The organism is Paracoccus limosus, from assembly GCF_009711185.1.
Taxonomy (GTDB): Bacteria; Pseudomonadota; Alphaproteobacteria; order Rhodobacterales; family Rhodobacteraceae; genus Paracoccus; species Paracoccus limosus.
The window spans coordinates 1-20253 of sequence record NZ_WMIF01000041.1; the positions used below are offsets into that span (position 1 = coordinate 1).

Annotated in this window: 19 protein-coding genes and 1 pseudogene; 11 read left to right on the top strand and 9 right to left on the bottom strand. The window is 66.7% G+C overall.

The window, feature by feature from the left end:
* Positions 1-231: 231 nt before the first annotated feature.
* Together otnK and otnC are read left to right on the top strand one after the other, a co-directional pair.
* Positions 232-1443: a 3-oxo-tetronate kinase gene (otnK, locus tag GL279_RS17860; protein ID WP_155065976.1), complete on the top strand. Its 1212-nt coding sequence runs from the start codon at positions 232-234 to the stop codon at positions 1441-1443.
* Positions 1440-2087 carry a 3-oxo-tetronate 4-phosphate decarboxylase gene (otnC, locus tag GL279_RS17865; RefSeq protein ID WP_155065977.1) on the top strand — a complete coding sequence of 216 codons (648 nt, stop codon included), beginning with the start codon at positions 1440-1442 and terminating at the stop codon, positions 2085-2087. Before otnK ends, otnC begins: the two co-directional genes overlap by 4 nt.
* Here the strand turns inward: otnC and GL279_RS17870 are convergent.
* On the bottom strand, positions 2084-3094 hold the full coding sequence (locus tag GL279_RS17870) for a LacI family DNA-binding transcriptional regulator (protein ID WP_155065978.1): 1011 nt from the start codon (positions 3092-3094) through the stop codon (positions 2084-2086). The two genes, otnC and GL279_RS17870, sit on opposite strands and share 4 nt — an antisense overlap.
* Positions 3095-3185: 91 nt before the next feature.
* Between GL279_RS17870 and GL279_RS17875 the strand changes: the two genes are divergently transcribed.
* From GL279_RS17875 to GL279_RS17895, 5 genes are read left to right on the top strand one after another with little or no spacing between them, the layout of a single operon-like run.
* Positions 3186-4238 carry a sugar phosphate isomerase/epimerase family protein gene (locus tag GL279_RS17875; protein WP_155065979.1) on the top strand — a complete coding sequence of 351 codons (1053 nt, stop codon included), beginning with the start codon at positions 3186-3188 and terminating at the stop codon, positions 4236-4238.
* Positions 4235-5329: a Gfo/Idh/MocA family protein gene (locus tag GL279_RS17880; RefSeq protein WP_155065980.1), complete on the top strand. Its 1095-nt coding sequence runs from the start codon at positions 4235-4237 to the stop codon at positions 5327-5329. Before GL279_RS17875 ends, GL279_RS17880 begins: the two co-directional genes overlap by 4 nt.
* A complete protein-coding gene (locus tag GL279_RS17885) occupies positions 5326-6807 on the top strand; it encodes a sugar ABC transporter ATP-binding protein (protein WP_155065981.1) in 1482 nt (493 codons plus the stop codon). Before GL279_RS17880 ends, GL279_RS17885 begins: the two co-directional genes overlap by 4 nt.
* Positions 6804-7775 (top strand): ABC transporter permease, encoded by a 972-nt coding sequence (locus GL279_RS17890; protein ID WP_155065982.1) that lies wholly within the window; start codon positions 6804-6806, stop codon positions 7773-7775. Before GL279_RS17885 ends, GL279_RS17890 begins: the two co-directional genes overlap by 4 nt.
* Before the next feature lie 19 nt (positions 7776-7794).
* Positions 7795-8757 (top strand): ABC transporter substrate-binding protein, encoded by a 963-nt coding sequence (locus GL279_RS17895; protein ID WP_155065983.1) that lies wholly within the window; start codon positions 7795-7797, stop codon positions 8755-8757.
* A gap of 77 nt (positions 8758-8834) precedes the next feature.
* Here the strand turns inward: GL279_RS17895 and GL279_RS17900 are convergent, their stop codons facing one another.
* The 5 genes from GL279_RS17900 to GL279_RS17920 all read right to left on the bottom strand — a co-directional run bounded on the left by GL279_RS17900 (position 8835) and on the right by GL279_RS17920 (position 13406).
* Positions 8835-9014, bottom strand: coding sequence for a hypothetical protein (locus GL279_RS17900; protein ID WP_155065984.1), 180 nt, complete (start codon positions 9012-9014; stop codon positions 8835-8837).
* Between the two features lie 285 nt (positions 9015-9299).
* On the bottom strand, positions 9300-10793 hold the full coding sequence (locus tag GL279_RS17905; RefSeq protein ID WP_343039852.1) for a tripartite tricarboxylate transporter permease: 1494 nt from the start codon (positions 10791-10793) through the stop codon (positions 9300-9302).
* 16 nt (positions 10794-10809) lie between these two features.
* A complete protein-coding gene (locus GL279_RS17910) occupies positions 10810-11304 on the bottom strand; it encodes a tripartite tricarboxylate transporter TctB family protein (RefSeq protein WP_155065986.1) in 495 nt (164 codons plus the stop codon).
* 52 nt (positions 11305-11356) lie between these two features.
* The gene (locus GL279_RS17915) at positions 11357-12331 is read right to left on the bottom strand and encodes a Bug family tripartite tricarboxylate transporter substrate binding protein (protein ID WP_155065987.1); all 975 of its coding nucleotides are present in this window, start codon (positions 12329-12331) and stop codon (positions 11357-11359) included.
* 19 nt (positions 12332-12350) lie between these two features.
* The gene (locus GL279_RS17920; protein ID WP_155065988.1) at positions 12351-13406 is read right to left on the bottom strand and encodes a type 2 periplasmic-binding domain-containing protein; all 1056 of its coding nucleotides are present in this window, start codon (positions 13404-13406) and stop codon (positions 12351-12353) included.
* Positions 13407-13529: 123 nt separating this feature from the next.
* Between GL279_RS17920 and GL279_RS17925 the strand changes: the two genes are divergently transcribed.
* The 3 genes from GL279_RS17925 to GL279_RS17935 all read left to right on the top strand — a co-directional run bounded on the left by GL279_RS17925 (position 13530) and on the right by GL279_RS17935 (position 16697).
* The gene (locus GL279_RS17925; RefSeq protein WP_155065989.1) at positions 13530-14195 is read left to right on the top strand and encodes a response regulator transcription factor; all 666 of its coding nucleotides are present in this window, start codon (positions 13530-13532) and stop codon (positions 14193-14195) included.
* Entirely contained in the window at positions 14192-15556 is a 1365-nt protein-coding gene (locus GL279_RS17930) for a sensor histidine kinase (protein ID WP_155065990.1), read from the top strand. The genes GL279_RS17925 and GL279_RS17930 overlap by 4 nt, the downstream gene beginning before the upstream one ends.
* A 640-nt stretch (positions 15557-16196) precedes the next feature.
* Positions 16197-16697, top strand: a complete 501-nt coding sequence (locus GL279_RS17935; RefSeq protein ID WP_155065991.1) for a c-type cytochrome — start codon at positions 16197-16199, stop codon at positions 16695-16697.
* A gap of 21 nt (positions 16698-16718) precedes the next feature.
* Here the strand turns inward: GL279_RS17935 and GL279_RS17940 are convergent, their stop codons facing one another.
* A complete protein-coding gene (locus tag GL279_RS17940; RefSeq protein WP_155065992.1) occupies positions 16719-18062 on the bottom strand; it encodes a pyridoxamine 5'-phosphate oxidase family protein in 1344 nt (447 codons plus the stop codon).
* Complete coding sequence (locus tag GL279_RS17945; protein ID WP_155065993.1) at positions 18059-18523, bottom strand: pyridoxamine 5'-phosphate oxidase family protein; 465 nt, start codon at positions 18521-18523, stop codon at positions 18059-18061. Before GL279_RS17945 ends, GL279_RS17940 begins: the two co-directional genes overlap by 4 nt.
* Positions 18524-18658: 135 nt before the next feature.
* Here GL279_RS17945 and GL279_RS17950 point away from each other — a divergent pair, with 135 nt between their 5' ends.
* Positions 18659-20131 (top strand): flavin-containing monooxygenase, encoded by a 1473-nt coding sequence (locus GL279_RS17950; RefSeq protein WP_155065994.1) that lies wholly within the window; start codon positions 18659-18661, stop codon positions 20129-20131.
* Between the two features lies 1 nt (position 20132).
* Here GL279_RS17950 and GL279_RS17955 read toward each other — a convergent pair.
* Positions 20133-20253, bottom strand: a pseudogene (locus GL279_RS17955) (IS5/IS1182 family transposase); the annotation flags it as partial.

The following is a 20253-nucleotide window of genomic DNA, read 5'->3' on the forward strand; positions in this document are numbered from 1 at the left end:
CCCTCGAAGAAGGCCCACTCATCGTCGGATATCAGGTTGCGCGCCAAGCCCATCTCCCAAGCAGAGATGAGCTTGAATCATAGGACGACTGCCAACGGAACCCCTTTTGTCAACACGGCCTAAGCGCCCCGGCAAGCGCGATCTGGACGCGCGCGCGGAACTGGTGCAGCAAGGATCAGCCCAAAGCGCCGGCGCGGCCCTGCGGGCAGGGGGAAACAGCGGGGGCAGCGCATGTTGATCGGGGCGATCGGGGATGATTTCACCGGCTCGGGCGATCTGGCGAACATGATCGCCAAGACCGGGACCGAGACGCGGCTCTATGCCGGCCGGCTGCCGGCGCGGGCGGGCGGCGAGGCTGCGGCGGTGATCGCGCTGAAAACCCGCACCCTGCCGGTGGCCGATGCCGTGGCGCAGTCGCTGGAGGCGTTGCGCTGGCTGCGCGAGCAGGGGGCCGAACGCATTCTGTTCAAATATTGCTCGACCTTCGATTCCACGCCGCAGGGCAATATCGGCCCGGTGGCCGAGGCCTTGGCCGACGAACTGGGCGCCGAGAGCGTGCTTTTCGTGCCGAGCTTTCCCGACACCGGGCGCACGGTCTATCAGGGGCATCTGTTCGTGGGCGACCGGCTGCTGTCGGAAAGTGCGCTTGCGCATCACCCGCTGACGCCGATGAGCGATCCCGACCTGCGCCGCTGGCTGGGGCGGCAGACGCGCCAGCCGGTCGGGCATCTGGCGCTTGCGGCGCTGCGCGGGCCGGATGCGGCGGCGGCACTGGCGCGGGCGGGGCGGTTCGTCATTGCCGATGCCATCGACGATCAGGACATCGACCGGCTGGGGTGGCTGGCCCGCGATGCGCGGCTGGTCACCGGCGGCTCGGCCATCGGTGCGGGGCTGGCCCGTGCGCTGGGGGCCAAGGCGGGGGCCGCGCGCCGCTGGCAGGGCGCGGCGGGGCCGGCGGTGCTGCTGTCGGGGTCGTGCTCCGAGGCGACCTTGGGCCAGATCGCGGCCTATGACGGGCCCAGCCGGGTGCTGCGCGTCGATGAGGCGCTGGCGGCGGATGCGGAGTTCATCGCCGGGCTGGCGGACTGGGCGCTGGCCCAGCCGGCGCCGGCGCTGATCGCGGCCTCGCAGGGGGCGGATGCGGTGCGTGCGGCGCAGGCCGCGCATGGGCGCGCGCGCGTGGCCGAGGTGATCGAGACCACCTTTGCCCGGCTGGCCGCGACCCTGCGCGACCGGGGCGTGACGCGCTTTGTGGTGGCGGGGGGCGAGACCTCGGGCGCGGTCGCGACCGGGCTTGGCATCCAGGCCTTCGACATCGGCCCCGAGATCGCGCCCGGCGTTCCGGCCCTTGCCGCTGGCCCCCTGCGGCTGGCGCTGAAATCCGGAAACTTCGGCGGGCCGGATTTCTTTGCCTGCGCGCTGGCCGTGCTGGAGGGCAAATGACCGAGGAAACCCGCCTGCGCGAGCGGCTTTGCAGCTTGGCGCGGTCGATGTTCGAGCGCGGGCTGACGCATGGCTCGACGGGGAATATTTCGGCACGCACGCCCGATGACGGGTTGCTGGTCAGTCCGACCGGCACCTGTTTCGGAAGGCTCGACCCGGCACGGCTGGCGCGGTTCGACGCGCGGGGCGTGCAGATCGACGGCGACCGCCCGACCAAGGAAATGGCGCTGCACATGGCGTTCTATGAAACCCGCAACCGGACGGCGGCGGTGGTGCATCTGCATTCCTGCCATTCGGTGGCGCTGTCGACGCTGCCCGGCGCAGATGCCGACAGCTTTCTGCCGCCGCTGACGCCCTATGCCTTCATGCAGCTGGGTCATGTCCGGCTGCTGCCCTATTTCCGGCCCGGAGATCCCGCCATCGGCGCGGCGGTGCGGGGGCTGGCCGGGCGACGCACGGCGGTGATGCTGGCCAATCACGGGCCGGTGGTGGCGGGGCTGGATCTGGAAGGCGCCTGCAATGCTGTCGAAGAGCTGGAGGCCAGCGCCCGGCTGGCGCTGCTTTTGCAGGGCAAGACCTCGAACCAGCTGAGCCCGGACGAGATCGCCGGGCTGGTGCGGATGCATGATCTGGCATGGGCCTAGGCGGCGGCGGTGCTGTCGCGCGGCATCAGCCGCGGCTCCAGCCGGGTGACCGGCGCGACGGGGCGGCCGGCGATGGCCGCCAGCACCACCTGCGCCGCCTTGCGGCCAAGGTCGCGCTTGGGCTGGCGGATCGTGGTCAGCGCCGGCATCAGATGCGAGGCCAGCTCGATATCGTCGAACCCCATCACCGAGACCTCGCCCGGCACATCAAGCCCCGCGCGCATCAGATCGGCGATAAAGGCGCAGGCCATCTCATCGGAAAAGGCAAAGACCGCGCCGGGCCGGTCGGCTGCCGGCAGCGCCAGCCATGACTTGGCCGCCGCCTGACCCGCGTGTAGCGAGAAATCGCCCTCGAACAGCGTCAACCGCGCGTCGCCTGCGGCCGCTTGCGCGCCGGCAAGCCGCGCCTGATGCAGCACATTGGCCGGCGGGCCGCCGATGATGCCGATATGGCAGTGGCCCAGATCGCGCAGATGCGCCACCGCCAGCCCGCCGCCCATGTGATTGTCCAGCATGACGCAGGGCAGGGCGGTGCCCTCGACCCATTCGCAGGCCAGAACCACCGGCGGCAGCTCGGGCGCCGGGGCCAGCTGGGCGGGGCTGGCGCGGCCGTCCAGCAGGATGATGCCATCGGCGCGCGAGGGGTCCAGAAACCGCTGCAGCGTCGTGCCAAGGCTGGCACGATCCAGCGTATCGGCCACCAAAAGGTCATAGCCCGCCGCCGCCAGCTCGCGTCCCATGCCTTCAAGGATCTTGGCAAAGAACGGGTTGCCCAGATTGGGCACCAGCGCCACCACCGCGCCGGTGCGGCCCATGCGCAGGTTCTGCGCGGCGCGGTTCATCCGATAGCCGCTGGCCTGCACCGCCTGCGCCACCGCCTCGCGCGTGGTCTCGGCCACGAGATCAGGGTTGGACAGCACCCGGCTGACGGTCGAGGTCGAGACCCCCGCCATCCTTGCGACGTCGGAAAGCCGGATCCGGCCCTGTGGTGGGTTCTGTCGTTGCATGGCCCGAAATTAGGGGGCCGGCGCGGCGGCGGCAAGAATTCGTTTGCAATCGATTGCAAGCCAGTGCAGCCTGCTCTTGGGGAGAGACGATATGCAGACCATCAAGGGACCGGCGCTGTTTCTGGCGCAGTTCATCGGCGATGCCGCGCCATTCGACAGCTGGGACGCGATCACCCGCTGGGCGGCGGATCTTGGTTATGTCGGCGTGCAGGTGCCGGTGAACGATCCGCGCATTCTGGATCTGGACCGTGCCGCCACTTCGCAGACCTATCGCGACGAGTTTCTGGGCATCGCCGCGCAGAACGGCGTCGCCGTGACCGAGCTTTCGACCCATCTGCAAGGCCAACTGGTCGCGGTGCATCCGGCCTATGATGCGGGCTTCGACGGCTTTGCCCCGCAGGCCGTGCGCGGCAATCCCAAGGCACGGCAGGAATGGGCGGTGGCCGAGGTCGCCAAGGCGCTGCGCGTCAGCCGCCTGCTGGGCCTCGACCGGATGGCGACTTTCTCAGGCGCGCTGGCCTGGCCCTATCTTTATCCTTGGCCGCAGCGCGCGCCGCGGCTGGTCGAGGCGGCATTCGACACGCTGGCCGCGCGCTGGCGGCCGCTTCTGGATCTGGCCGAGGAGCAGGGCGTCGATCTGTGCTATGAGATCCATCCCGGCGAGGATCTGCATGACGGCGTGACGTTCGAGATGTTTCTGGACCGCGTGGACCAGCATCCGCGCGCCAACATGCTGTATGATCCGTCGCATCATGTCCTTCAACAGCTTGATTACCTGCAGAACATTGACATCTATCACGACCGCATCCGCATGTTCCACGTCAAGGATGCCGAGTTCAATCCGACCGGCCGGCAGGGTGTCTATGGCGGCTACCAGCCTTGGGCACAGCGCGCCGGGCGCTTCCGCAGTCCGGGCGACGGGCAGGTGGATTTCAAGGGCGTGTTTTCGCGGCTGACGCAATACGGCTTTGACGGCTGGGCGGTGGTCGAATGGGAATGCGCGCTGAAACACCCCGAGGACGGTGCCCGCGAAGGTGCAAGCTTCGTGCGCGATCACATCATCCGGGTGACGCCGCATGCCTTTGACGATTTCGCGGCATCTAGCATCGACCGGGCGGCCATCGACAAGGCGCTGGGGCTATGAGGGTGCGGCTGGGCATGGTCGGCGGCGGGCAGGGCGCGTTCATCGGCGCCATTCACCGCATTGCCGCGCGCATGGACGGGCAGTTCGATCTGGTGGCCGGGGCGCTGTCCTCGGACCCAAAGCGCGCGCGGGCCAGCGCCGCCGATCTGGGCATCCGCAGCTATGCCGATTTCGCCGAGATGGCGCAGGCCGAGGCGGCGCGCCCGGACGGGATCGAGGCGGTGGCGATCGTCACCCCGAACCATCTGCATGCGGCGCCGGCCATCGCCTTTCTGAATGCCGGCATCCATGTCATCTGCGACAAGCCCTTGGCCGCGACACCGGCCGAGGCCGAGGCGATTGCGGCGGCGGCGGCCAGCAGCAGCGCGCGCTTTTTCCTGACGCATAATTACTGCGCCCTGCCCATGGTGCGCGAGGCGCGGGCGCGCGTCGCCGATGGTGCGCTTGGACAATTGCGGCTGGTGCAGGCCGAATATCTGCAAGGCTGGCTGTCGGAACCCGCGCCGGGCAACAAGCAGGCCGAATGGCGCACCGATCCGGCCCGCGCCGGCGCCGGTGCGCTTGGCGATATCGGCACGCACGCCTGGCAACTGGCAGTCTTTGTGACCGGCCAGACGCCCGACCGGATTTCGGCCGATCTCTCCAGCATGGTGCCGGGCCGGCCCATCGACGACGATGCCCGGGTGGCGCTGCGCTATGCCTCGGGCGCCAAGGGCGGGCTCTGGGCCAGTCAGGTCGCGGTCGGGCAGGAAAACGGGCTGTCGCTGCGGCTCTTTGGCACCAAGGGCGCGCTGGAATGGCGGCTCTCGGACAGTGAGCGGCTGATCTTTACCCCAAAGGACGGGCCGGCGCAGATCCTGACCCGGGCGCAGGACCGCAGCGCTTCCTATCGCACCCCACCCGGCCACCCCGAGGGCTATCTTGAGGGGTTTGCCAATCTTTACAGCGATGTGGCCCGCATCATCCGGGGCGATGACAGTCTGGCCGACCGGGTGCCGGGGCTTGGTGACGGGCTGTCGGGCATGGCCTTCATCGCCGCCGCCAAGGCCTCTGCCACGCGCGACGGCGCATGGGTCGAGGTGGGCGCATGAGCGTTCTGGCGCTGGACAATGTCAGCAAAAGCTTTGGCCCGGTCACGGTGCTGCATGGCATCGACATCGCGCTGGAACCGGGCGAGGTCCATGCCCTGATCGGCGAAAACGGTGCCGGCAAATCCACGATCATGAAGCTGCTGGGCGGCTTTCTGGACCCGACCGAAGGGCAGGTGCTGCTGGATGGCAAGCCCGTGCGCTTTGCCAGCGGCCCCGATGCCGAGGCGCAGGGCATCGTGGTCATCCATCAGGAATTCAACCTTGCCCGCGACCTCAGCGTGGCGGCCAATGTCTTCCTGGGCCGTGAGCCGGGCGGCTGGCGGCTGGACCACAAGGCGATGCAAGAGGCCACGGCGGCACTGCTGCGCCGGCTCGACAGCCCGATCTCGCCCGATGCGCTGGTCGGCGATCTGTCGGTGCCCGACCGCCAGATGGTCGAAATCGCCAAGGCATTGTCGCGCAATGCCCGCGTGCTGATCATGGACGAACCCAGCGCGGTCCTGACCCATCGCGAGGTCGGCGCGCTTTACGACCAGATCCTGCGCCTGCGCGAACAGGGCGTGGCGATCCTTTACTGTTCGCACCGTCTGGACGAGGTCGCGCATCTGGCCGACCGCATCACCGTGCTGCGCGATGGCCGCGTCGTGCGCCGCGCAGCACGCGGAGAGTTGACGCAGGACGGCATGGCCTCGGCCATGGTCGGGCGCGAATTGCAGGACTTCTATCCGCCCAAGGGCCAGCCGTCCGGCGACATCGCGCTGGAACTGCGCGGTCTGTCAGTGCCGGGGCGGGTCCACGACATTTCCTTGACCCTGCACCGGGGCGAGGTGCTGGGCATCGCCGGTCTGGTTGGCTCGGGGCGCACCGAACTGGCCGAGGGCATCGCCGGGCTGCGTTCTTCCAGCGGCGAGATCCGCATCGACGGCCAGCCGGCTACCATCCGCTCGGCCCGCGACGGCTTTGCCCATGGGCTGGCCTATCTGACCGAGGATCGCAAAGAGGCCGGGCTGCTGCTGGAGAAGCCCCTGCGTGAAAACCTGACGCTGGCCGCGCTGGAGCGCTTTGGCAGCTGGCGCATCGACGCCTCGGCCGAGGATGCGGCGCTGGACCGCGCCACGCAGGATTTCGACATCCGCGCCCCACGTCGCGACATGCCGGCCGGCAAGCTTTCCGGCGGCAACCAGCAAAAGCTGCTGCTGGCGAAAACCATGCTGACCGAGCCACGCATCCTGATCATCGACGAGCCGACGCGCGGCATCGATGTCGGCACGAAAAGCCAGATCTACGCCTTTATCCGGCAACTGGCGACGCAGGGGCTGAGCGTCATCGTCATCTCCAGCGAGATGCCCGAGGTGATCGGCCTTGCCGACCGGGTGCTGGTGATGCGCGAGGGGCGGCTGGCCGGGGAATTGCAGGGCGCGGCCCTGACCGAGGACAATATCGTGCGCCTTGCCATGGGCGTCGGAGAGGCGGCATGAAAAAGATCGACTTCCACACCCTCGGGCCCTTGATCGCGCTGATCGCCCTGATCGTGCTGGGCACCCTGCTGAACAGCGCCTTTCTGGCGCCGGCCAATATCACAAACGTCCTTGCGCGCTCGGCCTTCATCGGGCTGATTGCGGTGGGCATGACCTTTGTCATCACGGCGGGCGGGCTGGATCTGTCGGTCGGCTCGATGGCGGCCTTTCTGGCGGGGCTCGCGATCATCGCGATGAATGCCCTGGCGCCCAGCCTTGGCGTGCATTGGGGCACGATCCTGATCGGCATGGGCGTCGCGATCCTGGGCGGGCTCGCTGCCGGATATCTGAACGGCGCGCTGATCACCAAGGCCCGGATCGAGCCGTTCATCGTCACGCTGGGCACCATGGGCATCTTTCGCTCGCTCATCACCTGGCTGGCGGATGGTGGCACGCTGTCGCTGGATTCCGGCCTGCGCACGCTTTACCGCCCCGTCTATTACGGCGGCATCGGCTGGCTGACCTGGCCGATCCTGTGCTTTGCCGCCGTCGCCATCGCGGGCGAATGGAGCATGCGCCATTCCCGCTTTGGCCGCCATGTCGAGGCCATCGGCTCGAACGACCGGGTGGCGCGCTATTCGGCCATCGACGTGAACCGCGTCCGGCTCATGACCTATGTGCTGCTGGGCATGCTGGTCGGGCTGGCCGTCGTGCTTTACGTGCCGCGCCTTGGCTCGGCCTCTGGCTCGACCGGGGTGCTTTGGGAGCTCGAGGCGATTGCCGCCGTCATCATCGGCGGCACTGCGCTCAAAGGCGGGCGCGGCCGGGTCTGGGGCACGGTGATGGGCGTCCTGATCCTGTCGCTGATCGACAATATCCTGAACTTGGCGAACCTGGTCAGCCCCTATCTGAACGGGGCGATCCAGGGCGTCATCATCGTCCTTGCTGTCGTCTTGCAGCGGGAAAAACATGCCGCCAGCGAGCGGTGATCCTGGGGAGGAGAACACCATGAAACGCAGAAGTCTGATGCAGGGCGGTGCCCTTGCGGCGGTATTGGCGATGACCGGCGGCGTGGCCGTGGCGCAAGAGGCCGAGAAAAAGATCATCGGCGTGGCCATCCCCTCGGCCACGCATGGCTTCATGGGCGGGTTGAACTGGCATGCCCAGGACACGATCAAGCGGCTGGGCGCGGCCTATCCGAACCTTGAATTCGTCCTGTCCACCGCGGGTAACAGCGCCAAGCAGGTCAATGACATCGAGGACATGATGGCCACGCGCAATATCGACGCGCTGGTGGTGCTGCCTTTCGAATCCGAACCTCTGACCGCACCGATCAAGGCGGTCAAAGAGGCGGGCAAGTTCGTTACTGTCGTCGACCGTGGCCTGTCCGAAGAGGGCATCGAGGATCTTTACGTCGCCGGCGACAACACCGCCTTCGGCCGCGTCGCGGGCGAATATTTCAAGGCCAACCTGAAACCCGGCGCCAAGATCGTGGTGCTGCGCGGCATCCCGACGACGCTGGACAATGAACGGGTCGAGGCCTTCCAGAAGGCGCTCGACGGCTCGCAGATCGAGATCCTCGACATGCAGCACGGCAACTGGAACCGCGACGACGCCTTCAACGTCATGCAGGACTATCTGTCGAAATATCCGCAGATCGATGCGGTCTGGGCGGCGGATGACGATATGGCCATCGGCGTGATGGAGGCCATCGCCGCCGCCAAGCGTCAGGACGAGATGTGGGTGATCGGCGGCGCCGGCATGAAGGATATCGTCAAGCGCATCATGGACGGCGACAAGCAGCTGCCCGTGGATGTGACCTACCCGCCGGCGCTGATCTCCTCGGCGCTGGAGATGACGGCGCTGCATTTCGTGTCGAACGCGCCGATGACCGGGCGTTTCATCATCGGCTCGCAGCTGATCACCCCGGAGAATGCCGCGAAATTCTACTATCCCGACAGCCCGTTCTGAGGGCGCGCGCGCTCCGGATCGCAAGAAGCCATCCCCGCAGGTGCCGGGGATGGCCTGTTTCGTCCGTGCCGCCGCGCCTAGCCGCCCAAAGCGTCGTAATGACGTTCCCAGGTGGTGTCGCGGATGCGGATTTCCGAACCGGGCAGCGGCCGGATCGCCGCCCGGTCACTCAGGATCGCCTCGGCCACGCCCATGAGGTGCTGATGTTGCACGGACAAGGCAGGCTTCACTTTCATCGTGCTGAGCTTGTCGAACATTGCAGTTGCTCCTGTCAGGGCGCATGTCGCGCCATATCCCCAGCATAGCACGGACCGGCGGATTTTTCACGATCAATTAGATCGCGTATTTCAGGTATTTGACGGGGTGGATGGATGGGCGCGATTCGGCGGGGTCAGGGCGGACCCCGCTTCGCAATGAGATCGGGGCCTCTTTGCGAACAGGCGCGTGCGCTGAGGGTAAAACCAAAGCCCACCGTGGATGGCTCGATAAAGCAGAGCTCGCCTCCGCGCAGCGGGCTTTGCCACGCGGAGGACTGTCTCGGGTCAATCCTCGACAAAGACCTCATCGCGTTTCGCGCGCAGGGTGGGCAGGGCCGACAGGACCAGCAGCCCGGCCGAGACCATGAGCAGGATCAGGCTCAGCGGGTTTTCGGCGAAGGTCGAGAGCTCGCCCCGCGACAGCAGCATGGCGCGGCGCAGGTTTTCCTCGATCAGGTGGCCAAGGACAAAGCCCAACAGCAGCGGCGCAGGCTCGAACCCCATCTTGATCAGCAGATAGCCCGCGATGGCAAAGCCGCCGGTGAACACCACGTCCATCGGGTTGTTGTCGATGGAATAGATGCCGATGCAGGAAAAGATCAGGATCGCCGGAAACAGCAGGCGATAGGGCACCTTCAGCAGCCGCACCCACATGCCAACCATGGGCAGGTTGATGACCAGCAGCATCAGGTTGCCGATCCACATGCTGGCGATCATGCCCCAGAACAGCGTCGGGCTTTCGGTCATGACCTGCGGTCCCGGCACGATGCCCTGAATCATCATTGCGCCGACCATGATGGCCATGACCGCATTCGGCGGAATGCCCAGCGTCAGCAGCGGGATGAAGCTGGTCTGCGCGCCGGCATTGTTGGCCGATTCCGGGCCGGCGACGGCCTCGATGGCACCCTTGCCGAAATCCTGCGGGCGTTTCGACAGCTTTTTTTCCAGCGTATAGGACGCAAAGGGCGCCAGCACCGCGCCATTGCCCGGCAGCATCCCCAGAACCGAACCCAGCCCGGTGCCGCGCAGGATCGGCGCGATCGAGCGTTTCATCTCGTCCCGCGTCGGCAGCAGCGGCCCCATGGTGCCCTTGATCACGTCGCGCTGTTCGCCGCCTTCCAGATTACGCAGCACCTCGGCAAAGCCAAAGATCCCCATGGCCAGCACGGCGAAATCGATCCCGTCCGCCAGATGCAGCGAGCCGAAGGTCATCCGCGCCTGACCCGTTTCCAGATCCGAGCCGATGGTCGACAGAAGGATGCCCAAAAGGATCATCGCCACCGCCTTCAGGACCGAGCCATGCGCCAGCACCACCGCAAAGACCAGACCCATGACCATCAGGGCAAAGTAATCCGTGGGGCCAAAGCGCAGCGCCAGATCGGTCAGCGGCACGGCCAGCGCGGCGATCACCACGGTGGCGATACAGCCCGCGATGAACGACCCGATGGCAGAAATCCCCAGCGCCGCCCCGGCGCGCCCTTTCTTGGCCATGGCGTGGCCGTCCAACGCGGTGACCACCGATCCGGCCTCACCGGGGATATTGACCAGAATGGCCGAGGTCGAGCCGCCATATTGCGCCCCGTAATAGATTCCCGCCAGCATGATCAGCGCGCCCACCGGGTCGATGCCGAAGGTGATCGGCAGCAGCATGGTGATGGTGGCGATGGGACCGACACCCGGCAGGATGCCGATCAGCGTGCCGACCAAGCAGCCGATAAAGGCCAGCCCAAGGTTTTGCAGCGACATCGCCGTCTGAAAACCCAAGGCAAGATTGCTCATAAGATCCATGATTGCCTCAATACTGGATAATGCCGGGGATGATCAGGACCGGGATCGGCAGGTTCAGGCCGACCTTGAAGACCAGGATGCAGCCCACGGTCATGAAGGCGGCAAAGCCCAAGAGCTCGCCCCAGCGCATATCCTTGTCGGCCAGCCCCGCCAGCAGTGCCAGCAGCGGTGCGGCCACGGCAAAGCCCACCGTCTGGACGGTCAGCGCAAAGGCCAGGATGCCTGCCAGCACGCAGACCGGGCCGCGCAGCGGGATCGCGGGCATCGCATCGCCCGGTTTCAGGAAAGACAGGACCAGCAGGATCACGCCGGTCACGCCGACCAGCGCGGCCAGCAGTTTCGGCATCATCCCCGGCCCGATAAAGCGCAGCGTGCCCGTGGCAAGGTCGGAGGAGGCCCAGAGCGCGAAGCCCGAGATGGCGATCAGCGTCAGCCCGGCAACGCGGTCTTGCGACAGCAGCGCCCGGCCCGGCCCCGGCCTGGGGTGGGTTTGGTCAGTCATGGTGGTGATATCCCGTTTGGGGGCCCCGCCGCGACGGGCGGGGCGCGTCAGGTCAGTGGATCTCGATCTTGGCGTCGCGGATCAGCGCGCCCCATTTTTCCAGATCGGCATCCAGCGCGGCGCGGTGTTCGGCAGGCGTGCCCGGACGCGGGACCGAGCCATCGACGGCCAGCTTTTCCTGCACCGCCGGATCGGCCAGGACCGCGTTCAGCGAGGCATTGACCTTGGCCACCACGTCATCGGGCGTGCCAGCGGGTGCCAGCAGCCCATAGATCAGCGCGGCCTCATAGCCGTCGATCCCGGCTTCTTGCATGGTCGGCACATCGGGCATGGTGGGCGAGCGTTCCGCCCCCGTCACCGCCAGCGCCCGCGCCTTGCCCGCCGCGACCTGCGCATGCGAGGACGGGATCACCCCGAACAGGAAGTCGATGCGCCCGCCCAGCAGATCGGTCATCGCCGGGCCCGAGCCGCGATAGGGAATATGCGCGACCTCGATCCCCGCATCATGGGCGAACAGCTCGGCCGCCATATGCGAACCGGTGCCAACGCCTGAGGAGGCATAGCTGAGTTCGCCCGGCTTTTCCTTGGCAAGCGCGATCAGTCCGGTCACGTCCTGCGCGGGCAGGTCCTTGTTGACGACCAGCGCCAGCGGAATTTCCGAAATCAGCCCGACGGGGGTGAAGTCCCTGGTCGGGTGATATGTCGCGGCGGGATAGACATGCGGGTTGATGCCCATGGTGCCGGAATGGCCCAGAAGCAGGGTATAGCCATCGGGCTTGGCGTTCTGGACGGCCTGCGTGCCGACCACGCCGCCCGCGCCCGCCTTGTTTTCGACGACCACGGTCGCGCCGATCTGGCGGGTCATGGCATCGCCGATGATGCGGGCCATGGCGTCATTGCCGCCGCCCGGCGGGAAGGGCACGACCAGCGTGATATTGCGCTGCGGGTATTCGGCCACAGCGATGGCGGGCAGGGCCGTCATCATGGCGGCGGCCATCAGGCCCAGAGTGCGGCGGGTGATTTTCATGCTGTCCTCCTCGACAGGTTCAGGGGGTGACGCGGAAGCGGCGTTCCAGCCAGCCGCGCGTCCATTTGCGGGTTTCGGGGTCCATGGTCATGGCCGAGGCCAGCGCCGCATCGGCCTGCGATCCGGCCAGCAGCGGATAGGGGCCAAGCACCTCGGCGGCCTCGGCGCGGAAACGGGGATCGGCGCCCATGCGGGCAAAGGCATCGCGAAAGACCTGCAGGCGCGGCGCAGGCACGCGGCGGGGCAGAAAGACCATCTTCTGCGCCGCAAAGCCCACATCGAACAGCGCCTGCCAGGCCTGCCATTCCGGGCCTTGCGGGTCGCGGCCATGGATCTGCCGGAATACCTCGGGGAAACTGGGCAGGGCCGGAAAGGCCGGATCGCGGGCCAGCCGCCCATGCCGGTCGATGGCGCCAAGGCTCATCAGGGGCACCACCTGCCCGGCCTTGGCCAGCGGGCGGACATGGCCCAGATAGCCGGGCGTGGTCTGGTAATCGATATCAAATTCACCCGCGATCAGCCCGGCGCGGGCGGCGTTGCGGGTGCTCAGGCCCAGCAGCACCGCAACATCGACACCCAACATCTGCAGTGCCAGCAGCGGCACGATGTCCAGCGAGGCGGCGCCGATCGATCCGAAATGCAGCGTCTGCCCGCGCGCGACCAGTTCGGCCATGCTGCGAACGCCCAGCGAGGCCGGGACATAGATCACCCCGCCCGAGGGCGAGGCCGCGACGATCTGCCAATTGGCGTAATCATATTGCACCCGCCGGTCGCCCAGCAGCGCCGCAACCTGCGTCGAACCCGTGGTGCCCAGCAGCATGCGCCCATCGGCGCGCGCCTCGGCATCGAAGAAATTGGCGGCGCGGGTTGAGTTCCCGCCTGAGACGTTCAGCAGCTCGACCCTGGGGTGATCGGGTAGCGTGGCCGACAGCCAGTCCGCCATGAAGCGCGCCCAGACATCGGTGCCGCCGCCTTCCTGAAACGGCACGACCCATTCGACGACATCCGCTGCACGAGCGATCTGCGGCGCAGCCAGCGCGCCCGCCAAAGCGGCGATGAATTCCCTGCGTCTCACGGCGTCCTCCATGTCCGGCACCCGTCGATGCCGTCCTCCTCCAAGATCCCGTTAGCACGGGGTTTCTTTCATCAAGCTTTCATGGCTGATAAAGAATCGCAGCCCGCAGGGCAGGGGGGAACGATGCGCAGTCTGGTGGTCGAGGATAATCCCGGCATCGCCGCAGGCATCCGGCATTCGCTAGAGGGGCTGGGCCATGCCGTCGACAGCGCCGCCTCTCTGGCCGAGGCATTGGATTTGGCGGCAGTCGCCGATTACGATCTGGTGGTGCTTGACCTGAACCTTGGCGGCGATGACGGTCTGGATTTCCTGCGCCATCTGCGCCGCATCGGCCGTCCGGTGGGCGTTCTGATCCTGACCGCGCGGGGCAGCCTGCAGGACCGGGTGCGCGGGCTGGACCTTGGCGCCGACGACTATCTGGCCAAGCCCTTTGAACTGGCCGAGTTCGAGGCCCGCATCCGCGCCCTCGCCCGCCGCATGGGCGGCGTCGAGGCGCCGCTGATCCGGTTGGGCCGGTTGAGCTTCGACACCGTCACCCGCGAGGCACGCGTCGATGGCGCGGCGCTGGACATGCCCGCCCGCGAACGCGCGCTGTTGCAGCTTCTGGCCGAGAACGCGGGCAGCGTGGTGCCCAAGGACCGCATCACCGCGCGGCTGTCGGGCTTTGACGATGAGCTGACGCCCAATGCCGTGGAAATCTATGTCCACCGCCTGCGCAAGCGGCTGGAGGGCAGCGGCTGCCACCTGCGCACGGCACGCGGTCTGGGCTATGTGCTGGACGCGGGATGAGGCGGCGCCCCTCGGTCACATGGTCGGTGCTGCTGTGGCTGCTGATCCCGCTCAGCCTTGTCGTGCTCGCCTTTCTGGCCGAGGCCTGGGTCAGCGCGCGCCGCGCCACCGACCGGCTTTACGACCAGATGCTGATCGCCTCGGCCATCAGCATCAGCGAGGCGGTGGACCGCACCTATGGCGATCTGGTCGAGGATGAGATCATCTCGCTTTTGCGCAACACCACGCAGGAGCGCATCTATTACCGCATCATCGGTCCCAGCCGGTCCTATCTGACCGGATATGAGGATTTCCATCCCCCCGGCGATGAGGCCGCGCTGGAACCCGGCGTGCCGCGCATCAGCGACATGACCTATCGCGGCCAGCGGCTGCGGGCAGTGTCGCTGCGGTTTTTCGGCTCGGACGCGCGCCTGCCCGACTGGATCACCGTGCATGTGGGCCTGACGCGACAGGAGCGTGACGCGGCGACCCTTGCCTCGGTGGCATCATCGGGCCTGCGGCTGGTGCTGCTTCTGGCCGGGGCGGGCGTGCTGGCGTTTTTCGCGGTGCGGCGCGGCCTGCGTTCGCTCTTGCAGTTCCGCGACCAGATCGACATGCGCTCGGCCAGCGACCTGTCGCCGATCCGCGCGCGCCTGCCCAGCGACCTGCGGTCCATCGGCGAGGCGCTGAACACCCTGCTGGCCCGGCTGCGTCAGGCGCTGGAGCATGAACGCGAGTTCATCGACAATGCCAGCCATCAGCTGCGCTCGCCGCTGACCTCATTGCAGCTGCGCGCCCAGCTTTTGCAGCGTGACATGCCGGAAGGTCCGCTGCGCAACGATGTCTCCGCGCTGGTCGAGGATACCCGCGCCTCGGCCCGGCTGGCCGAGCAGCTGCTGGTCCACAGCCGCACGCTGGCCTCGCTGGATCGTCAGGGCGTCGTCCGCTTTGATCTGGCGGCGCTGGTGCGGCAAATGGCGCCGGAACTGCTGGCGATGGCCGAACGACAGGATTGCGATCTTGGCTTTGCGCTGCCCTCTGATCCGGCCTGGATCATGGGCGCCGAGCTGTTGTGCCGCGAGATCGTGCTGAACCTTGTCGACAATGCCATCCGCCACGGCGGCAGGGTGATCGATGTGACGGTCGAACAGCAGGGCGGCAAGGTCGTGCTGACCGTTTCGGATGATGGTCCGGGGATACCCGTGGATGAACGCGACAAGATCTTCGCCCGCTTTCAGCGCGGGGCGGCGGCGGGTCCCGGAGGATCGGGGCTGGGGCTGGCCATCGTGCATCAGATCGTAAACCGGTTCGATGCAAAGATTGAACTGGTGTCTCGGCCGGAAACGGACGCGACGACATTCCGGGTTATCTTCCAGCAGTGACACTCTGCTTGTCGTGCCCGCAAGGTCCTGCACCGGAGAAGCAGGCGCGGTTGTGCACCCCTGATCGCATTGGCGGATTTGCGGGGGGCTAAGTTCTGGTCCGTCGGGCGGGCGTAATGCCCCTCTGTGCTACGAGCACGCGATGGCGGCTGTCCCGCATCTGCGACTGGGATCGCCACGGATTTTGGGCGCCGAAGGGGCGAACAAGGCCCTTCGGCGCCGATAGGAAACAACACACTCACAAACTATTCTGACAATCTACTCGATACGCGCCCATAACCAGAGCGTGAGATATGAATATCGCATATCAACTCTGACGTGTAGTTGACTGTTTAGTCAGGTTTGGGTCAATTATTACATAATTCGCATTATCATCTAATTTGGCGCAAAGCAGAAATGCCGCGAACTGCTAAATAGCTCCGCAGGCCGCATGGATGCCCCCCGAGCCATGCGCTGCCCTGCCGGCCTTAGCGAGATTTTAGCAAGCGGCGGCGGCAATTCGCATCCTCTTAGCATGCGCCTTGGCCCATGGGCGTCTAGGTCTGGATCCATGCGGCCGTTTGCGCCGCCTCGTTCCACCCAACCCTCTGGGCGGTATCGCTTTTGGCCCGCGCCGCCCCGACCAATCTCAGGAGAGAACATGCTCCCTCGGTTCATATTTGCGGCAGCGGTCGCGCTTATCACCGCTTCGGTCGCCCAGGCGCAGGACGCCGACAGCGCGCTGATCGTTCGGGGCGCCTATCTGGGGCGGATCATGGATTGCGCGGGCTGCCACATGCCGCGCGATGCGAATGGTGCCCCGCGCGAGGCGGCCGGGCTGTCGGGCGGCAGCGTCGGGTTCGAGATCCCGGGCCTTGGCACCTTCTGGCCAAGCAACCTGACCCCCGCCGCAAGCGGCCTTGGCACGTGGAGCGATGCCGAAATCGCCGCCGCGCTGACCACCGGCACGCGACCGGATGGGCGGGTGCTGGCCCCGGTGATGCCTTGGGCCAGCTATGCGGCCTTGAGCAAGGCCGATCTTGCGGCGCTTGTGGCATGGCTGCGCGCGCTTTCCCCGGTCGATAACCGGGTTCCCGGGCCAATCGGTCCGGGTGAGCCCGCTTCGGCCGCATTCTATCGGGTCGTCCTGCCCCGCAGCTAGGGACCGGCATTCCCGGCGCGGTCAGATCGTATCTTCGCCCGGTCCGGCCGTGATCAGTTCCGGGCGTCCCTCCAGCACCAGCCGGATACGGCCGCGCCCGATCGGCTCCAGCCGGATCGGGGCCGCCCTTTCCTCCAGACGCCGGCGCAGCAGGATCAACCGCGTTTCCAGATTGTCGCGATAGCCCGGCAAACGCAGCGAGGATGCCAGCCGGATTTCGCGATTGGTAAAGGCATCGCGGCTCTGTTCCAGACAGGTTTCGATCAGGAACACCAGAATCCGGCCCGCGACGCCCTTGATGACATAGGCATCATCAATAAAGACGCTGTCGTCATAGGTGTAGTGCCGCACGCGGATCACCCGATCGGTCAGGGGTGGCCGCGAACGGGTCGGACCCGGCACAGCGGCCGGCACTGGCAGATCGTCGCCGCGCATCGCTGTGGCCAGAGCACGCGCAAGGATTGCGGCGGCCGCTTCGTGTTGGATGCCAAAGGCAAGGCGGCTGCGCGATTCGACAAACATCACGCCGACAAGGTTTTGCCCGGTGATCAGCGGCACGGCCATATGGCTCAGGGCGCCGCCAAGACCGGGCAGCGGAATCCTGCGGCTGCGGGCTTCCGGCTCGGTCTGCGCGTCGATGGCCGCGTTCAGGCGGCGGACCCGTCCGATATCACCGATGCGGATCACCTGCCGCGTCGAGGCGGCAAGACCGATCACACCCACGCCAAAGGGCACCTCGGCCCCTGCCCCGCCGGCGTCATAGCCCCGGCTCAGCACGGCGATCAGCGCGTCGCGCGGATGATCGCACATCAGGATCATCGCCGCATCGGCATCCAGCACCGCCAAAGATGCGTCAAGCAGTGCCTCGCAGGCGGTGCTGATCTCTGATGCCGTGTCGATCGCGGTCACGGCCGCAGCCAGTGCCGGCAGCGACGGGACGGGCGCCGTGTCGGCCGGGGCCACCGGGGCCTGTGTCGGCGGGGCGCTGATCGACAGGATCCGAAAGATGTCGATCCCCTTCAGCTTCATCGTGTTCGACATGCCCAGTTGCGCCGAGCTGGCAGTCAGCTGCGCATCCATATGCGCAAACAGCGGCCCCTGGGTTTCCGAGCGCACGAACAGCGCCTCGACACGGAACTGCGCGCCCGTGCGGCCATCCACCATCAGGATCGTGGCGCAGGGATTGCCGCGCAGATTGGCGGCCGTCTTGCCAAAGAACTGGTTCGACAAGGCGATATGGTCGTCATCGACGCGGGTCACATGCGACAGATACGAGATATTGGGCTCGCCATCCGGGCCCGTCGTGGCGATGACCGAGGGGATCACCCCCTCGAAACAGGCATCAAGCCGGGATGGGTCCGTCATGCCGTCCCTCCGATGCGCTGCCCGGCCATCGGCCCCGGCGTCTGGATGAAAACCTGATCGGGGGTCAGCGAGATCACGACAAGATCCCGGTCGGATTGCCAATGCGCGATCAGCCCCGGGGCCATGCCCAGTTCCATCAGAGCCGCCAGCATGTCGCGGCAATAGGCGCGCGCAATCTCATGGTCGGCCGCCCCGGCTTCGCGCCATGTTGCCCGGCCCTTGATCTGATAGGTCTCGTAATCGGCGGGGCGCGAAAAGGTCGCGGCGATGCGCCCCGAGGCGCCGATATTGGCGATCGTCGCCGGCCATTGCCAGCGCGACACCACAAGCTCGATCACGCCGGTCTGGGGATCGACGCTTGCGCCCACGGCCCGCGCGATTTCGGGGCGCGCAGTTGCATCGACGCTGCCCAGAATGATCATGACCGGGCGGCTCAGGAACCGGACAAGCGATGGCGGCACGGGGACTGTCCTTGCTGTTCAACGCGCCCGTCTTAGCAGTGTTTTAGCCCGAGTCGCGCCCCCTTAGCAGCTATTTAGCAAGCGCGGCCCGGGCTTTGGCGTCACTCGGATGGGCATCAAGCAGCGGAGAGTTCCATGACACAGACATTCGACACACCGCCCCGGGTTGCCATCGTGGGCGCCGGGCCGGCCGGCCTTGTGGCGGCGCGTTGGCTCAGGGCGCAGGGCTTTGAAATCACGCTTTACGACGCCGCAGAGGATATTGGCGGCCAGTGGAATCCGGCCGGCGTTCACAGCGCGACATGGCCCGGCATGGTCACCAACACCAGCCGCGTGATGACCGCCTTTTCCGATCTGGACCACCGGCCCGGCACGGCAACCTATGTGCGCCGCGAGGATATGCATGCCTATCTGGACCGCTATTGCACCAGATTTCAGTTGCGCCAGCACATGCGGCTGGGAACACGGGTCGAACATCTGGCACGCGCGGACCGCGGCGGCTGGGAGCTGAGCTTGCGCCACGACGGGCAAAGCCGCATCGAGCACCATGATCGGGTGGTAATCGCCTCGGGGCGCCACCAGTTGGGCAGCATCCCACGGGTCGCGGGGCTGGGGACATTCGCCGGAAAATTCGGCGTGGCGCATACCAGCCAGTTTTCGGGCGCGGCCCTTTATCGCGATGCCTCTGTCCTGATCGCCGGCTGTTCGATCAGCGCGCTTGAAATCGCGACCCTGCTGGCGCAGACCGGTGTGCAGGTCACCATCTGTTATCGCCGTCAGCGCTATGTGCTGCCCAAGCTAATTGCGGGCGTGCCGACGGAACATGCGCTCTTTACCCGCGCCGCCGCGCTGGCAGCCGCGAAATCGCCGGCGGCAGCGGCAAGCGCGCTGAGGGCGCAGGTGATACAGGCCGCAGGACGCCCCGAGCAATATGGCGCCCTGCCCGCCGACCCGGATATATTTGCCGCCGGCCTGACCCAATGTCAGGGCTTTCTGCCGGCCGTTGCCGAGGGGCGGATCGCGGTGCGACCGTGGATCGCCCAAGCGCAGGGACGCGCCGTCACATTCGCCGATGGCAGCACGGGCGAATTCGACGGCATCCTGTTTGGCACCGGCTACGAGCTGTCCTTGCCTTGGCTGGCCCCGGAAATCGCCGAAACCGTCGAGTTGACGGCGCAGGGCATGACGCTGTTTGCCGACAGCTTTCATCCCGATCTGGACGGGCTCGCCTTTCTTGGCCTTTACGATCTGGTCGGTCCCTATCTGCCTGTGCTGGAACTGCAGGCGCGCTATATCGCAGGCTGCTGGAAACATGGCGGTGCACAGCCGACGCGCGCCGAGATGCAGGCCGGGATAGCCGCCGCGCGGCGCATGTCCGGTCCGCTGACCCGTCCGATGCATGTCATGGCGCTGGAGTTCGCGCGGCGCGCGGGGGTCGAGCCTGACCCTGCCCGTCATCCCGACCTAGCCCACGCGCTGCTTTCGGGTCCGCTGTCGCCGGCCTCGTTCCGGCTTGAGGGGCCGGACAGCTTGCCCGACGCCCGCGAGCGGGTTCTGGCCGCAGCAAGCGCCTTTGGTGCGGTTTGTGATCCCGAAGCGCCAGCCTAGGTCATGTTGACAAATGGCGGAGCCAGAGCCTGATGCAGGCGACGTCTACGAAGCCGAGGAAACTGTCTGCGGTTTTGTCGTAGCGGGTTGCCAGCCGGCGGCTGTTTTTCAGTTTGCTGAAG

Bases quoted from the DNA above. Each gene is read 5' to 3' on its own strand.
- otnK (WP_155065976.1), top strand. From the start codon at position 232: ATGTTGATCGGGGCGATCGGGGATGATTTCACCGGCTCGGGCGATCTG.
- otnC (WP_155065977.1), top strand. From the start codon at position 1,440: ATGACCGAGGAAACCCGCCTGCGCGAGCGGCTTTGCAGCTTGGCGCGG.
- GL279_RS17870 (WP_155065978.1), bottom strand. From the start codon at position 3,094: ATGCAACGACAGAACCCACCACAGGGCCGGATCCGGCTTTCCGACGTC.
- GL279_RS17875 (WP_155065979.1), top strand. From the start codon at position 3,186: ATGCAGACCATCAAGGGACCGGCGCTGTTTCTGGCGCAGTTCATCGGC.
- GL279_RS17880 (WP_155065980.1), top strand. From the start codon at position 4,235: ATGAGGGTGCGGCTGGGCATGGTCGGCGGCGGGCAGGGCGCGTTCATC.
- GL279_RS17885 (WP_155065981.1), top strand. From the start codon at position 5,326: ATGAGCGTTCTGGCGCTGGACAATGTCAGCAAAAGCTTTGGCCCGGTC.
- GL279_RS17890 (WP_155065982.1), top strand. From the start codon at position 6,804: ATGAAAAAGATCGACTTCCACACCCTCGGGCCCTTGATCGCGCTGATC.
- GL279_RS17895 (WP_155065983.1), top strand. From the start codon at position 7,795: ATGAAACGCAGAAGTCTGATGCAGGGCGGTGCCCTTGCGGCGGTATTG.
- GL279_RS17900 (WP_155065984.1), bottom strand. From the start codon at position 9,014: ATGTTCGACAAGCTCAGCACGATGAAAGTGAAGCCTGCCTTGTCCGTG.
- GL279_RS17905 (WP_343039852.1), bottom strand. From the start codon at position 10,793: ATGAGCAATCTTGCCTTGGGTTTTCAGACGGCGATGTCGCTGCAAAAC.
- GL279_RS17910 (WP_155065986.1), bottom strand. From the start codon at position 11,304: ATGACTGACCAAACCCACCCCAGGCCGGGGCCGGGCCGGGCGCTGCTG.
- GL279_RS17915 (WP_155065987.1), bottom strand. From the start codon at position 12,331: ATGAAAATCACCCGCCGCACTCTGGGCCTGATGGCCGCCGCCATGATG.
- GL279_RS17925 (WP_155065989.1), top strand. From the start codon at position 13,530: ATGCGCAGTCTGGTGGTCGAGGATAATCCCGGCATCGCCGCAGGCATC.
- GL279_RS17930 (WP_155065990.1), top strand. From the start codon at position 14,192: ATGAGGCGGCGCCCCTCGGTCACATGGTCGGTGCTGCTGTGGCTGCTG.
- GL279_RS17935 (WP_155065991.1), top strand. From the start codon at position 16,197: ATGCTCCCTCGGTTCATATTTGCGGCAGCGGTCGCGCTTATCACCGCT.
- GL279_RS17940 (WP_155065992.1), bottom strand. From the start codon at position 18,062: ATGACGGACCCATCCCGGCTTGATGCCTGTTTCGAGGGGGTGATCCCC.
- GL279_RS17950 (WP_155065994.1), top strand. From the start codon at position 18,659: ATGACACAGACATTCGACACACCGCCCCGGGTTGCCATCGTGGGCGCC.